General features: G+C 37.9%; 10 protein-coding genes, 2 tRNA genes and 3 rRNA genes. 5 read left to right on the plus strand and 10 right to left on the minus strand.

Annotated features, from left to right (window positions below; all coding sequences use genetic code 11):
• Window positions 1–20: 20 nt before the first annotated feature.
• Both R2808_RS01100 and R2808_RS01105 read right to left on the minus strand, forming a co-directional pair.
• Window positions 21–1247, minus strand: coding sequence for a Glu/Leu/Phe/Val dehydrogenase dimerization domain-containing protein (locus R2808_RS01100; RefSeq protein WP_371269089.1), 1227 nt, complete (start codon window positions 1245–1247; stop codon window positions 21–23).
• Between the two features lie 77 nt (window positions 1248–1324).
• Window positions 1325–2401 (minus strand): anhydro-N-acetylmuramic acid kinase, encoded by a 1077-nt coding sequence (locus R2808_RS01105; RefSeq protein WP_371269090.1) that lies wholly within the window; start codon window positions 2399–2401, stop codon window positions 1325–1327.
• A 96-nt stretch (window positions 2402–2497) separates the two neighbouring features.
• On the opposite strand from R2808_RS01105, the gene R2808_RS01110 reads away from it, so the two are divergent.
• On the plus strand, window positions 2498–3637 hold the full coding sequence (locus tag R2808_RS01110; RefSeq protein ID WP_371269091.1) for an acyl-CoA dehydrogenase: 1140 nt from the start codon (window positions 2498–2500) through the stop codon (window positions 3635–3637).
• Window positions 3638–4016: 379 nt separating this feature from the next.
• Here R2808_RS01110 and rrf read toward each other — a convergent pair.
• From rrf to R2808_RS01150, 8 genes are all read right to left on the minus strand, one after another.
• A 5S ribosomal RNA gene (gene rrf, locus R2808_RS01115) occupies window positions 4017–4126 on the minus strand.
• Between the two features lie 165 nt (window positions 4127–4291).
• Window positions 4292–7175 (minus strand): 23S ribosomal RNA (locus R2808_RS01120).
• 183 nt (window positions 7176–7358) lie between these two features.
• A tRNA-Ala gene (locus tag R2808_RS01125) sits at window positions 7359–7432 on the minus strand.
• A gap of 122 nt (window positions 7433–7554) precedes the next feature.
• Window positions 7555–7628 (minus strand) — tRNA-Ile (locus R2808_RS01130).
• Window positions 7629–7705: 77 nt separating this feature from the next.
• A 16S ribosomal RNA gene (locus tag R2808_RS01135) occupies window positions 7706–9223 on the minus strand.
• The 16S, 23S and 5S rRNA genes sit together here with 2 tRNA genes alongside, the layout of an rRNA operon.
• A 497-nt stretch (window positions 9224–9720) precedes the next feature.
• A complete protein-coding gene (locus R2808_RS01140; protein WP_371269092.1) occupies window positions 9721–10593 on the minus strand; it encodes a pirin family protein in 873 nt (290 codons plus the stop codon).
• Between the two features lie 79 nt (window positions 10594–10672).
• A complete protein-coding gene (locus tag R2808_RS01145) occupies window positions 10673–11269 on the minus strand; it encodes a Crp/Fnr family transcriptional regulator (RefSeq protein WP_371269093.1) in 597 nt (198 codons plus the stop codon).
• A gap of 5 nt (window positions 11270–11274) precedes the next feature.
• Complete coding sequence (locus R2808_RS01150; protein WP_371269094.1) at window positions 11275–11577, minus strand: hypothetical protein; 303 nt, start codon at window positions 11575–11577, stop codon at window positions 11275–11277.
• 81 nt (window positions 11578–11658) lie between these two features.
• On the opposite strand from R2808_RS01150, the gene pyrR reads away from it, so the two are divergent.
• Genes pyrR through R2808_RS01170 form a run of 4 tightly spaced genes read left to right on the plus strand, consistent with a single transcriptional unit; the run spans window position 11659 to window position 13848 of the window.
• Entirely contained in the window at window positions 11659–12204 is a 546-nt protein-coding gene (gene pyrR / locus R2808_RS01155; protein ID WP_371269095.1) for a bifunctional pyr operon transcriptional regulator/uracil phosphoribosyltransferase PyrR, read from the plus strand.
• A 15-nt stretch (window positions 12205–12219) separates the two neighbouring features.
• Window positions 12220–13149: an aspartate carbamoyltransferase catalytic subunit gene (locus R2808_RS01160; RefSeq protein ID WP_371269096.1), complete on the plus strand. Its 930-nt coding sequence runs from the start codon at window positions 12220–12222 to the stop codon at window positions 13147–13149.
• A 35-nt stretch (window positions 13150–13184) separates the two neighbouring features.
• Window positions 13185–13517, plus strand: coding sequence for a ribonuclease Z (locus R2808_RS01165; RefSeq protein WP_371269097.1), 333 nt, complete (start codon window positions 13185–13187; stop codon window positions 13515–13517).
• A 31-nt stretch (window positions 13518–13548) separates the two neighbouring features.
• On the plus strand, window positions 13549–13848 hold the full coding sequence (locus R2808_RS01170; RefSeq protein WP_371269098.1) for a hypothetical protein: 300 nt from the start codon (window positions 13549–13551) through the stop codon (window positions 13846–13848).
• Window positions 13849–14018: the final 170 nt, after the last annotated feature.

Genomic DNA, 14018 nt, shown 5'->3' on the forward strand with positions numbered 1-14018 from the left:
ATTTTATTTATTATTATTTATTATACTAATTGTTTTAAAGCAATTTCAAAAGCGCGAGCACTTATATTCTTTTTATCAGAATTCATATTGTAAACATTTTGAATTGCTGTTTTTATTGTGTTTGAAGTATCCGAAAAAATAGCATCGTCGGTCATTTGCACTTTACGTTCCATAAAATAAGCAAATACTCTTGCCATACCACAATTGGCAATAAAATCGGGAATTAAACTTACTTTAGCATCGGTTTCTTCCATAATTGAACCAAAGAAAATTTCTTTATCGGCAAATGGTACATTAGCACCACTTGAAATTACTTCTAATCCTGATGCAATCATTTCATCAACTTGTTTTTTGGTAACCAATCGCGATGCTGCGCAAGGTGCAAATATTTGCGCTTCAATTGTCCATATTTTTTGGTTAATTTCTTCGAAAGGCATCATGTTATCGGCTACCAATTTATTGCCATCTTTATTTAAAAACAAGGTTTTTATTTCTTCAAATGTAAATCCTTCTTCATTAATTAATCCACCGTCTCTATCTATAATACCAACCACTTTTGCGCCCATTTGTGCCAAATAAAAAGCGGCAGCTGATCCTACATTTCCAAATCCTTGAACGATGGCTTTTTTACCTTTAACATTTCCTCCAAAAATAGCGTAATAATGACGTACTGCTTCGGCAACACCATAACCCGTAATCATATCGGCAACGGTATATTTTCGTAAAACATCAGGCGAAAAATTTGGGTTTTCAATTACTTTAATTACCCCTTGGCGCAATTGACCAATTCGGTTAATTTTGTCGGCTTCTGTGGGTTTAAAATGGCCGTTAAAAACACCTTCTTGCGGATGCCAAACGCCACAATCTTCCGTCATAGGAATTACTTCATGTATTTCATCAACATTTAAATCGCCACCTGTACCGTAATAATTTTTTAATAACGGAGAAACGGCTTTATACCATCTTTCTAAAACACCTTTTTTTCTTGGGTCGGCTGGGTCGAAGTTTATTCCCGATTTTGCGCCACCAATAGCTGGTCCAGAAACCGAAAATTTCACTTCCATAGTTTTGGCTAAAGATAAAACTTCGTTCATATCTAAACCTTTACGCATACGTGTTCCTCCGCCCGCAGCACCGCCACGTAGCGAATTTATGACCGTCCAGCCTTCGGCTTCCGTTTCAGAATCTTTCCAGTTAAATACAATTTCGGGTTGTTTATCCTCAAATTTTTTAAGTAGGTCTTTCATGTGTTGTTTTACTATTAAGTTTGACAAATATACATAAACTAAAAAAGTTAGAATAGGTATTTGATTGTAATATTTTGTTAATCGGTGTTATTTTTTAGATAAATTGTGCCCGATGAATGGTTTTGTTTTGCACCAGTTACCGAAGCTAAAACATTTATTTCATTACGCAAACGCAAGACACCTAAAAAGCCGAAAATAACAGCTTCTTTAAATTGAATTACATAATTATTAGGTAGCACATATTTTTTTGATGAATTCAGTTTTTGAAGTAATTCAATAAGATACGAATTGTAAGCACCACCACCCGTTACTAAAACCGTTTTATTGTCTTTTATAACTTGATTTATTTGTATTGCGACGTGTTCTGTAAAGGTTCTTAAGATATCGTATATTGGTAGCTCATACTTTGAAATTAGAGGTAAAATAGTTGACGTAATAAATTCTTTTCCTAAAGATTTTGGAAAACCTAATTGATAATACGGTAAAGCATTTAATTCGGATAACAATTCTTTATTACAATTTCCTTCTTTTGCCAAATTACCTCCATCGTCGTAAGAAAAACCTAATTGATTAGCAAAATGATTCAAAACAATATTAACAGGAGAAATATCAAATGCTATGCGTTTATTATTTTCTTGAAATGAAATATTAGAAAATCCGCCTAAATTTAAGCAATAATTATAATCAAAAAATAATAATTCATCTCCTATTGGCACAAGTGGCGCACCTTGACCGCCTAATTGTACATCTTGAACACGAAAATCGCACACTACATTTTGATTTAACAGTGATGATAAAATAGGTAAATTACCTATTTGTAGTGTAAATCCATTTTCGGGTTGGTGTAAAATAGTATGCCCATGACTACAAACAGCATCTATTTCGATAATGGAATATTTAGCAATAAAACTCGAAATTTGCGCTGCTAAATGAATGGTATATTCATTATTGAAACGTTCCATTTCAGATTCATCATAATCAAAAGCAGCTTGTAATTTTTCATACCATTCCTTACTATAAGCGATTGTCTCTGCGTTTTTGATGAAAAAATTCCATTTGTCTTTTTTATAAAAGAAATGACAATAGACTATATCAATCCCATCTAATGAAGTACCCGACATAACGCCAATAATTTTATAATCGTTTTTAATCATGGGTTAAATTTACTAATAGCAATTGAAAAATTCACAATAATTAATTACATTTGAAAACTATTTTTAAACAATACACAAATTTTTTATACAATTACTATGGATTTTAAATTAAGCGAAGAACACTTAATGATTCAACAAGCAGCTAGAGATTTTGCTCAAACCGAATTATTACCTGGTGTTATAGAAAGAGATGAAAACTCTATTTTTCCTACAGAACAAGTTAAAAAAATGGCCGAATTAGGCTTTTTAGGAATGATGGTCGATCCTAAATATGGTGGTGCGGGTCTAGATAGCGTTTCTTATGTTTTGGCAATGGAAGAAATTGCAAAAGTCGATGCTTCTGCAGCCGTAATTATGTCTGTAAACAATTCATTAGTTTGCGCTGGTATGGAAAAATATTGTACCGAAGAACAAAAACAAAAATATTTAGTTCCTCTAGCTCAAGGCCAAGTAATTGGAGCATTTTGCCTTTCTGAACCCGAAGCCGGTTCCGATGCCACTTCACAAAGAACAACTGCCAAAGATATGGGCGACTATTATTTATTAAACGGTACTAAAAACTGGATTACAAACGGCGGAACAGCATCAACCTATTTAGTAATTGCTCATACTCATCCAGAAAAAGGACACAAAGGAATTAATGCTTTTATTGTTGAAAAAGGTTGGGAAGGATTTACAATTGGTCCAAAAGAAAATAAAATGGGAATTCGTGGTTCCGATACACATTCATTACTATTTTCTGATGTAAAAGTTCCAAAAGAAAATAGAATTGGCGAAGACGGCTTTGGTTTTACTTTCGCTATGTCAACCTTAAACGGTGGGCGAATCGGAATTGCTTCTCAAGCATTAGGAATTGCACAAGGCGCTTACGAATTAGCCTTAAAATATGCGCAAGAACGCATAGCTTTTGGCAAACCAATTATACAACACCAAGCCATTGCATTCAAATTAGCCGATATGGCAACTCAAATAACTGCAGCACGAATGCTTTGTTTCAAAGCCGCTTGCGAAAAAGACGCAGGACAAGATATTTCACATTCTGGCGCTATGGCTAAACTTTTTGCCTCTGAAACAGCTATGAATGTTTCTACCGAAGCAGTACAAGTACATGGAGGTAACGGCTACGTTCGCGAATATCACGTTGAACGTATGATGCGCGATGCAAAAATAACACAGATATACGAAGGAACTTCAGAAATACAACGTATTGTCATTTCCCGAGGATTAACAAAATAATATTCAAAAAAATAGTTTAAAAGAGTTCAGCATAAGTTGAGCTCTTTTTTTATAGAAGCCACAAGTTTACAACTTCAAAACACGTACTCTTCCCGCTATCGCCTGCACGGGGTGCTTGGCTCTATCGGGGCTAATAAAAACCTAAGTCTTTGTAATTAGCGATTTAGCGAATGTGGCAATGTGTCAATTAGACAATTTGAAAATGTATCAATTTGAAAATAAGATTATTTTTCAAAGTACACTTTTCACTTTCGACTTTCGACTTTTTACTTTTCACTAATTTTCAACATCCGACATTCAACATTCGACATTGGACTTTTGACATTCGACATATATTAAACAAAAAAGCCTGTCTAAATAATAGACAGGCTTTTCAAAAGAAAGGCAGCGACCTACTCTCCCACATTACTGCAGTACCATCGGCGCTATCGGGCTTAACTTCTCTGTTCGGAATGGGAAGAGGTGAGCCCCGACGCAATAACCACCTTAAGTTTTTAGTTTTCAGTTCACAGTTTTTAGTTTACAGTTTTACAACTCTTAACTTATAACTCAAAACTCATAACTGCAACTTTGTTGCTAATATTTTAACATATTGAGAAAAAAAGAATTTAAATAAGAAAGAAAGTTTCCCCCGCAATTAAGCGGGGGAGACGTGTACATAAGCTTACGGGTTATTAGTACTACTCGACTATGACATTACTGCCTTTACATCTATAGCCTATCAACCTAGTCATCTTCTAGGACCCTTTAAAGAAATCTCATCTTGTGGTGGGTTTCGCGCTTATATGCTTTCAGCGCTTATCCCTTCCGAACGTAGCTACTCTGCAATGCCCCTGGCGAGACAACAGATACACCAGCGGTTCGTCCAATTCGGTCCTCTCGTACTAGAATCAGATCCACTCAAATTTCTAACGCCCGCAGTAGATAGAGACCGAACTGTCTCACGACGTTCTGAACCCAGCTCGCGTGCCACTTTAATGGGCGAACAGCCCAACCCTTGGGACCTTCTCCAGCCCCAGGATGTGACGAGCCGACATCGAGGTGCCAAACCCCCCCGTCGATGTGAGCTCTTGGGGGAGATCAGCCTGTTATCCCCGGCGTACCTTTTATCCTTTGAGCGATGGCCCTTCCATGCGGAACCACCGGATCACTATGCTCTACTTTCGTACCTGATCGACCTGTATGTCTCTCAGTCAAGCTCCCTTATGCCATTGCACTCTACGCACGGTTACCAAGCGTGCTGAGGGAACCTTTAGAAGCCTCCGTTACTCTTTTGGAGGCGACCACCCCAGTCAAACTACCCACCAAGCAATGTCCCCCGCAATCGCGGGGTTAGGCCTCAGACAAGCAAAGGGTGGTATTTCAACAATGACTCCACAACGCCTAGCGACGCCACTTCATAGTCTCCCACCTATCCTACACATCACGTGTCCAAGGTCAATACTAAGCTATAGTAAAGGTGCACAGGGTCTTTTCGTCCCACTGCGGGTAATCGGCATCTTCACCGATACTACAATTTCACCGAGCTCATGGCTGAGACAGTGTCCAGATCGTTACACCATTCGTGCAGGTCGGAACTTACCCGACAAGGAATTTCGCTACCTTAGGACCGTTATAGTTACGGCCGCCGTTTACTGGGGCTTCAATTCAATGCTTCTCCGAAGATAACATCTCCTCTTAACCTTCCAGCACCGGGCAGGTGTCAGGCCCTATACGTCATCTTACGATTTTGCAGAGCCCTGTGTTTTTGATAAACAGTCGCCTGGACCTCTTCACTGCGGCCCCGATTATTACATCGGGGCGACCTTTCTCCCGAAGTTACAGGTCTATTTTGCCTAATTCCTTAGCCATGAATCTCTCGAGCACCTTAGGATTCTCTCCTCAACTACCTGTGTCGGTTTACGGTACGGGTACTTATCATCTAAGTTTAGAAACTTTTCTTGGAAGCCCTTAGGCACACTATCTCTTTGTCCGAAGACGCTGAGTACTATCAGTCTTTGCCATTCTCTACGGATTTGCCTATAAAGAATATAGCTACAACCTTCAACGAACAATTCCGTCTGTTCGCGGTGCTTTCATCACTCCGTCATTCCATCACAATGATAAGTAGTACGGGAATATTAACCCGTTGGCCATCGACTTCCCCCTTCGGGTACGCCTTAGGACCCGACTAACCCTCAGCTGATTAGCATAGCTGAGGAAACCTTAGTTTTTCGGTGTGCGGGTTTCTCGCCCGCATTATCGTTACTTATGCCTACATTTGCTTTTCTAAACAGTCCAGCAAACCTCGCAGTTTACCTTCAACCCAGTTTAGAATGCTCCCCTACCACTGTATTTACATACAATCCATAGCTTCGGTAGTATACTTATGCCCGATTATTATCCATGCTCGCCCGCTCGACTAGTGAGCTGTTACGCACTCTTTAAATGAATGGCTGCTTCCAAGCCAACATCCTAGCTGTCTAAGCAGGCAAACCGCGTTTTTTCAACTTAGCATACATTTGGGGACCTTAGCTGATGGTCTGGGTTCTTTCCCTCTCGGACATGGACCTTAGCACCCATGCCCTCACTGATTATTATCATTTACTAGCATTCGGAGTTTGTCAGGAATTGGTAGGCGGTGAAACCCCCGCATCCAATCAGTAGCTCTACCTCTAGTAAACTATTATAAGCGCTGCCCCTAAAGGCATTTCGGGGAGTACGAGCTATTTCCGAGTTTGATTGGCCTTTCACCCCTACCCACAAGTCATCCGAAGACTTTTCAACGTCAACCGGTTCGGTCCTCCACTGTGTGTTACCACAGCTTCAACCTGCCCATGGGTAGATCACACGGTTTCGCGTCTACCATTACTGACTATAGCGCCCTATTCAGACTCGCTTTCGCTACGGATCCAGTACTTAATACCTTATCCTTGCCAGCAACGGTAACTCGTAGGCTCATTATGCAAAAGGCACGCCGTCACCAAATAAATTGGCTCCGACCGCTTGTAAGCGTATGGTTTCAGGATCTATTTCACTCCGTTATTCACGGTTCTTTTCACCTTTCCCTCACGGTACTGGTTCACTATCGGTCTCTCAGGAGTATTTAGCCTTAGCGGATGGTCCCGCTAGATTCATACAGGGTTTCACGTGCCCCGCACTACTCAGGATACTGCTATCTTACTACGCTTTACTTATACGGGACTATCACCCTCTACGGTTAACCTTTCCAGGTTATTCTAATTCATTATAGCTCGAATATCGCAGTCCTACAACCCCGTTATTGCCGTAACAACAACGGTTTGGGCTAGTCCGCGTTCGCTCGCCACTACTTACGGAATCACTTTTGTTTTCTTCTCCTCCGCCTACTTAGATGTTTCAGTTCAGCGGGTTCACTCACCTATCGGTGTACTATGTCTTCAACATAGTGGGTTGCCCCATTCGGATATCTGCGGATCAACTCGTATGTGCCAATCCCCGCAGCTTTTCGCAGCTTATCACGTCCTTCATCGCCTCTGAGAGCCTAGGCATCCCCCATACGCCCTTATTTTGCTTATTGTACTTTTTAGATTAAACTTATAGCTTATAGCTATCAGCTTAAAACTGTGCTTTCTATTCTACTTATTATATTTTTTTCTCAATATGTCAATGAACTTTTTTCTTAGTGATTAGTACCTAGTAATTAGTGATTAGTTTTTTTTTTTACTAATTACTATTCACTCTTTACTATTCACTTGAATAGTGGAGAATATCGGAGTCGAACCGATGACCTCCTGCGTGCAAGGCAGGCGCTCTAGCCAGCTGAGCTAATCCCCCATTCTTAAATTCAGAATTATGAATTCAGAATTACGAATTTTGAATTCTCAACTTCCAGAATTTCCTTTTTTATTTAATACAGATTTTTTAATTCGTAATTTATAATTCGTAATTAAAAAAAGTAGTCCCGGGCAGACTCGAACTGCCGACCCCTACATTATCAGTGTAGTACTCTAACCAGCTGAGCTACGAGACTCTGTATTTAATAGTTTTGAACCAACAGCTAGAAAGTAAAACAATACCTAAAATAACTTAATTTTATCGTTTCTCTAGAAAGGAGGTGTTCCAGCCGCACCTTCCGGTACGGCTACCTTGTTACGACTTAGCCCCAGTTACCAGTTTTACCCTAGGCAGCTCCTTGCGGCGACCGACTTCAGGTACCCCCAGCTTCCATGGCTTGACGGGCGGTGTGTACAAGGCCCGGGAACGTATTCACCGGATCATGGCTGATATCCGATTACTAGCGATTCCAGCTTCATAGAGTCGAGTTGCAGACTCCAATCCGAACTGAGACCGGTTTTATAGATTCGCATCCTATCGCTAGGTAGCTGCTCTCTGTACCGGCCATTGTAGCACGTGTGTGGCCCAGGACGTAAGGGCCGTGATGATTTGACGTCATCCCCACCTTCCTCACGGTTTACACCGGCAGTCTTGTTAGAGTTCCCACCATTACGTGCTGGCAACTAACAACAGGGGTTGCGCTCGTTATAGGACTTAACCTGACACCTCACGGCACGAGCTGACGACAACCATGCAGCACCTTGAAAGACGTCCGAAGAAATTACTGTTTCCAATAACGTCGTCTCCCATTTAAGCCCTGGTAAGGTTCCTCGCGTATCATCGAATTAAACCACATGCTCCACCGCTTGTGCGGGCCCCCGTCAATTCCTTTGAGTTTCACACTTGCGTGCGTACTCCCCAGGTGGGATACTTATCACTTTCGCTTAACCACTCAACATAAATGCCGAACAGCTAGTATCCATCGTTTACGGCGTGGACTACCAGGGTATCTAATCCTGTTCGCTACCCACGCTTTCGTCCATCAGCGTCAATCGTCTGTTAGTAACCTGCCTTCGCAATTGGTATTCCATGTAATATCTAAGCATTTCACCGCTACACTACATATTCTAGTTACTTCACAAAAATTCAAGTCCTACAGTATCAATGGCAGTTTCCCAGTTGAGCTGGGAGATTTCACCACTGACTTATAAGACCGCCTACGGACCCTTTAAACCCAATGATTCCGGATAACGCTCGAATCCTCCGTATTACCGCGGCTGCTGGCACGGAGTTAGCCGATCCTTATTCTTACAGTACCGTCAAACTAGTTCACGAACTAGCGTTTCTTCCTGTACAAAAGCAGTTTACAACCCATAGGGCCGTCTTCCTGCACGCGGCATGGCTGGGTCAGAGTTGCCTCCATTGCCCAATATTCCTCACTGCTGCCTCCCGTAGGAGTCTGGTCCGTGTCTCAGTACCAGTGTGGGGGATCTCCCTCTCAGGACCCCTACCCATCATCGTCTTGGTAAGCCGTTACCTTACCAACTAACTAATGGGACGCATGCTCATCTTGTACCGTTGGAACTTTAATCATCAAATGATGCCATTCGATAATACTATGGGGTATTAATCCAAATTTCTCTGGGCTATCCCCCTGTACAAGGTAGATTGCATACGCGTTACGCACCCGTGCGCCGGTCTCATAAGTGCAAGCACTTACTACCCCTCGACTTGCATGTGTTAGGCCTGCCGCTAGCGTTCATCCTGAGCCAGGATCAAACTCTTCATCGTATATTATAATATTATTCGATAAATTGCTAGGTTATTCTTAATATCGCCTTACTTTCTTATTTTTGTATGCTGTTAATCCAATATGTCTATGAACGTATTCTTCTCTTTTTATTTCGCTAAATTTTTAACTTAGCGGGTGCAAAAGTAGTAACTTTTTTTTATCTGGCAAATGTTTTTGAAACTTTTTTTGAAAAAAATTGAAAACACTTACAAAACACAAAAAAATTAAGAACCTCTACTGCTTTTCCGTTTCTAAACGGACGGCAAAGATACTAGCTTTATTCCTTATTATCCAAATAAATTTTTAAGTTTTTTTAAAACTTTTATTTATATAAACAAAACACCCTAAATCCAATGAACATGCCTTATCTAAGCGGGTGCAAAACTAATACTCTTTTTCTTTTTTGCAAACTTTCTCCAACCTTTTTTATAAAGTTTTTTACTATAACCTTACTAACAGAGTGTTAGCTATTCGTAAAATTAATTGTTTGGTTATATTAATCTTCTAAATAACCAAATTTTCCGTTATTAAAATCGTTAAAGGCTTGCATAATTTCCTCTTCTGTATTCATTACAAATGGCCCGTGAGCAACTATAGGCTCTTTTATAGGTTCGCCACTTAAAATTAAAACAATTGCGTTTTCAGTGGCTTCAACTATAAAGTCTTCTCCTTTATTTTCAAATAAAGCAAAATAATCTGTTGCAACAATTTCATCATTCACTTTTATTTCTCCTTCAACAACTAGTAAAGCTGTATTATAATGTGCTGGAAAGCGAAAATAAGCTTTGCCGCCAGTATTTAATTTAGCATTTAATAAATGAATAGGCGTAAATGTTGATGCTGAACCTTTAACATTATTGTATTCGCCTGCAATAACTTCAACTAAACCGTTTTTATCTAAATCAACTTTAGCTATTTCAGTATTTTTTATAGCTTGGTACTTAGGGCTACTCATTTTATCTTTTTTTGGCAAATTAATCCAAAGTTGTACCATTTGAAAAACACCTCCTTTTTTAGCCCATTCGGTTTCGTGAAATTCTTTATGCAATACACCACTTGCAGCGGTCATCCATTGCACATCGCCTTCTGCAATTATACCGCCGCCGCCAGCACTATCGTGATGTTCTACCTTACCATTGTAAGCTATTGTTACTGTTTCGAAACCACGATGTGGATGAACACCAACTCCGCGAGGTTTTTCTGTTGGAGCAAAATAATGCTTTGAATTATAATCCATCATAATAAATGGGTTCATTCGTTCCATATCCAAATGATATGCACTTGGAATAAAATTATGCACTCGGAAACCGTCGCCTACAAAATGAGGTGTTTTAGGCGCTATTATTAGTTCTATTTTTTTAGTTGTCATAATTAATTTATTTAAAATTATAGTACAAAGTTAGTGTAGCGAATAGAACCCTGCATTGATGTATGGTAAGAAGTAAAAATTAATCAAACTTTGGTTTAAAATTACGTTTTGCTAATTCTTTTCTAACTCTACTTAAGCTTTCTGGAGTAATACCAAGATAAGAAGCAATCATCCATTGTGGCACACGAAGTAATAATTCGGGATATTGTTTTATAAAATCTAGGTAGCGTGTTTCGGCATTGGCACCAATAAGCAAGTTAATTCTGTTTTGCAAACTGCGAATGTGTTTGTGCAGACTTTTTTCGTTGTAAATTGCATAAGAAACGCTTAAAGCACAAACTCGATTAGTAAAATTAGCATCTAAAAGAATACATTCCGAATCTTCAATAGCATCAATATAAAAAGTTGACGGTTCGTTAAAATAAGTACTACTTCTATCGGAAATAATCCAATTTTCGGGAGCAAACTGAATAATGTGCTCTTTCCCCGTTTCGTCGATTGTATAGGAACGCAACAAGCCACTTTCTACGAAAAAAGAATGATTACAAACTTCACTTGGTTGCAACAAAAAACTGCCTTTTTCCACTTTTTTAGATGTGCCAAAATTTTTTATCTGTTCAAATTCAGATTCCGAAAGTCCTGCTTTATCGATTAAATATCTTTTAAAATTGTTCACGTTTTTTAATTTTCAAGAACTTTTGCAATAGTTTTATTAGGATTCCACTGATGTAAATTTAGCATTTCTTGATTATTTAAGGTTTCTATTACTATTCCTAAAACATTCAATTTTTGCTGTAGTGGATTTTTAAAATTAATAATTTCAATTGCTATAATTTTTCGTTTAAACAAAGTATTATTCCACTTAAATTCTAAAAAATTTCCTTTAGCAACAGAACCATTGTTTATTATTTTCCCTGAAAAAACAACACCTCTTCCCGTTATTTTAAAAGTGTTATTTATTTCAAATAATGCAATTTGACTCATTAATTAAAAGAATAAAAATTGGTTTATAAAGTTATAGAAAATTATTGTAATTTTACCGCCGAACACAACTACACTGCTTTTATGAGTCAAAAAATATTACTTTCCGCAAAAGAAGTAAACATAATATTGCACCGTTTGGCTTGTCAATTAATCGAAAATCATCTCGATTTTTCTACCACTTTATTAATAGGAATTCAACCCAGAGGAACACACTTAGCAAAGCGATTGGCTCATATTTTAAAAACCGATTATACTATAGAAAACATACAAGTAGGTTTTTTAGACATTACTTTTTTTAGAGATGATTTTAGAAGAAGTGAAAAACCACTGGAAGCTAACAAAACTGAAATCAATTTTATTGTAGAAGATAAAAAAGTAGTCTTTATTGACGATGTTTTGTACACAGGCAGAAGCATTCGTTCAGCTTTAACAGCAATACAATCGTTTGGACGACCAGCAGAAATTGAATTATTAACTTTAATAGACCGCCGATTTAGTCGTCATTTACCCATTCAGCCCGATTATAGAGGTCGGCAGGTAGATGCTATAAACAACGAAAAAGTAGTGGTAAAATGGCAAGAAAACGATGGCGAAGATTTGGTTCTACTAGAAGAAAAAAATAAATAACAACACAACTACTAAATGAAAGAGTTATCAGTAAATCATTTAATCGGAATAAAATACATTACCAAAGATGATATTGATTTAATTTTTGAAACTGCCCGTCATTTTAAAGAAGTAATTAATAGACCTATAAAAAAAGTACCGTCGCTTCGCGATATTACCATTGCTAATATATTCTTTGAAAATTCAACACGAACCAAACTTTCGTTTGAGCTGGCGCAAAAACGCCTTTCTGCAGATGTTATTAGCTTTTCGGCAGCGCAATCGTCAGTCAAAAAAGGGGAAACCTTAATTGATACGGTAAACAACATTTTATCGATGAAAGTAGATATGGTGGTTATGCGCCATAGCTCGCCTGGAGCAGCACATTTTTTATCGCAAAACATTAATGCAAGTGTTGTAAATGCTGGCGATGGTGCACACGAACACCCTACACAAGCTCTTTTAGATAGTTTTACTATACAAGAAAAACTAGGCGAAGTGGCTGGTAAAAAAATAGTAATTGTAGGCGATATTTTGCATTCGCGAGTGGCTTTGTCTAATATTTTTACGCTACAAAAATTAGGCGCAGAAGTTAAACTCTGCGGCCCAAAAACCTTACTGCCAAAATATGTAGAAAGTTTAGGTGTAAAAGTAGAATCTAACTTACGAAAAGCTCTTGAATGGGCAGATGTAGCCAATATGCTTCGGGTTCAAAACGAACGGTTAGATGTAAATTATTTTCCCTCAACAAGAGAATATACTCAACAATATGGTGTTACCAAAGAATTGCTTAATTCGCTAAATAAAGAAGTGGTTATTATGCACCCAGGGCCAATAAATCGTGGTGTAGAAATTACTTCCGACGTTGCCGATAGCGACCAATCGGTAATTTTAAACCAAGTTGAAAATGGCGTAGCCATTAGAATGGCCGTAATTTATTTATTAGCAAGCAAAATAAAACAATAGATTTAGTATCTTAGCAAAGCTAATTAAAACGTTTTATGAAAGTCGATAAAAAAGGACATACTACCATTATTAAGGATACCAAAGGCGATATTCAACTGTTTTTAGAAAACATAACAAACGAATATCACAATTTTAAAAGCGATAACCTTATTCTAGATGTTTCGCACGCCACTACTATATCGTTGGCCAATTTGGTTAGCTTTAAAGATTTAGCAAAAAAACACAAAAAAGCTAAAAAATCGCTAGTTATTGTAGCCGAAAACATCAATTTTAATGATGTTCCCGATTATCTCCACATTGTACCTTCTGTTTTAGAAGCGCACGATATTATTGAAATGGAAGAAATTGAACGCGATTTAGGATTTTAATTCCGTTTATACAGCAGTTGGCAGTAATTATATGAAAAAACTATCTAAAATATTTTTATTGTTGGTTATTGCTTTTACAATTTCATGTAAAAAAGACAACCAAGAAAGTAAGTTTGACAAAGCAAAAAAAATAACTGAATTTAAGAATACTAAATTTTCTCCAACACTCGAAAACGAAATTTACAAAGAAAGCAATTCAATATATTGTGTTACTCTTTTATATGCATGGAATGAAATTACAGATGAAATTGGAAAACCATGGGGAATAGACAAGAAAGACAATGATTTGATACTTTTAAGCAAATCAAATACATACAAAAAAATGTTTTAGATAAAAATGAATACTTTGCAGATGTAGAAATTATCGAAAATAATATTAAAAGCATTTTTCAAAAAATCTTTACCTTTTGGAATTAAAAAGTTAAATTCATATGGATAAGAAACTAAAATTTGAAAATGTTCCTGTTAAATCATTTGGGGTTAATGGATGGGATTGAAGTA

It is taken from the genome of Flavobacterium sp., from assembly GCF_041392005.1.
GTDB lineage: Bacteria > Bacteroidota > Bacteroidia > Flavobacteriales > Flavobacteriaceae > Flavobacterium.

Excerpts from the sequence above, each read along its gene's own strand:
- R2808_RS01105 (WP_371269090.1), bottom strand. The coding sequence starts at position 2,401 with ATGATTAAAAACGATTATAAAATTATTGGCGTTATGTCGGGTACTTCA.
- R2808_RS01140 (WP_371269092.1), bottom strand. The coding sequence starts at position 10,593 with ATGACAACTAAAAAAATAGAACTAATAATAGCGCCTAAAACACCTCAT.
- R2808_RS01110 (WP_371269091.1), top strand. The coding sequence starts at position 2,498 with ATGGATTTTAAATTAAGCGAAGAACACTTAATGATTCAACAAGCAGCT.
- R2808_RS01150 (WP_371269094.1), bottom strand. The coding sequence starts at position 11,577 with ATGAGTCAAATTGCATTATTTGAAATAAATAACACTTTTAAAATAACG.
- pyrR (WP_371269095.1), top strand. The coding sequence starts at position 11,659 with ATGAGTCAAAAAATATTACTTTCCGCAAAAGAAGTAAACATAATATTG.
- R2808_RS01100 (WP_371269089.1), bottom strand. The coding sequence starts at position 1,247 with ATGAAAGACCTACTTAAAAAATTTGAGGATAAACAACCCGAAATTGTA.
- R2808_RS01165 (WP_371269097.1), top strand. The coding sequence starts at position 13,185 with ATGAAAGTCGATAAAAAAGGACATACTACCATTATTAAGGATACCAAA.
- R2808_RS01170 (WP_371269098.1), top strand. The coding sequence starts at position 13,549 with ATGAAAAAACTATCTAAAATATTTTTATTGTTGGTTATTGCTTTTACA.
- R2808_RS01160 (WP_371269096.1), top strand. The coding sequence starts at position 12,220 with ATGAAAGAGTTATCAGTAAATCATTTAATCGGAATAAAATACATTACC.